This window comes from Mesorhizobium sp. M7A.F.Ca.AU.002.02.1.1 (genome assembly GCF_003998535.1).
GTDB lineage: Bacteria > Pseudomonadota > Alphaproteobacteria > Rhizobiales > Rhizobiaceae > Mesorhizobium > Mesorhizobium ciceri.
This window is the reverse complement of sequence record NZ_RZPB01001283.1, coordinates 1-985: the sequence shown is the minus strand read 5'-3', so window position 1 is coordinate 985 and position 985 is coordinate 1. Positions and strand designations below refer to the sequence as shown.

Below are 985 nucleotides of genomic sequence, written 5' to 3'. Positions count from 1 at the left end.
CGAAGACGGAGAAACGGCCGGCGCCCGGTCGGTGGGGGCCGTTGGGTGGTGAGGACGTCGACCAAGCGGACAATCAGGTCCGCCGCAGTGCGGAGATGGCCGATTCGTCGGATGACGGTTATGGCGTGATTGCGGAAGGTGGTGTGGCAGAGTCGGCTTGTCGGGCGGCGAGTGATCTACGCCGCCTGCGCCACCCGCTCCGAGCTCATGCGGTAGGAAATCGCTTCGGCCAGATGGATGCGGCCGACGGTTTCGCTGGCGTCGAGATCGGCGAGTGTCCGCGCCACCTTCAGCACCCGGTGATAGGCTCGCGCCGAAAAGGCGAGCTTTTCGCTGGCGTCCTTGAGCAGCGACAGGCCGGCGGCGTCCGGCATGGCGATCTCCTCGATGACCGAGGGCGCGCAATGCGCGTTGGTGGTGGCGCGGGTGGCGCCGAGCCGCTCGAAGCGCTCGCGCTGGATGGTGCGGGCGCGTGCCACGCGCATCGCCACATCGGCACTTTTCTCCGCCCGGTCGGGCCGGATCAGGTCGCTGGCCGAGACCGCCGGCACTTCGATCCTGAGATCGATGCGGTCGAGCAGCGGGCCCGAAATGCGCGCCTGATAGTCGGTGCGGCAGCGCTCGCCGCGCAGGCAGCGATAACCAGGCTCGCCGGCCATGCCGCAGCGGCACGGGTTCATCGCGGCCACCAGCTGGATACGCGCTGGATAGGTGACGCGATGGTTGGCCCGCGCGATCATGCAGTCGCCGGTCTCCAACGGCTGGCGCAGCGCATCGAGCGTCTGCGGCGTGAACTCGGGAAACTCGTCGAGGAACAGCACGCCGTGATGGGCCAGCGACACCTCGCCCGGCCGCGCGCGGATGCCGCCGCCGACCATCGCCGCCATCGAGGCCGAGTGGTGCGGCGCGCGGAACGGCCGCCGGTCAGTCAATTTGCCTTCGCCGAGCTCTCCCGCCACCGACGCGATCATCGAGACTTCGAGCA

At 69.1% G+C, this 985-nt stretch carries 1 protein-coding gene; it reads right to left on the bottom strand.

The window, feature by feature from the left end; genetic code table 11:
• Positions 1 to 176 precede the first annotated feature (176 nt).
• Positions 177 to 985 (bottom strand): ATP-binding protein (locus EN879_RS37150; RefSeq protein WP_164774905.1); only part of this gene is annotated, 809 nt, incomplete at its 5' end.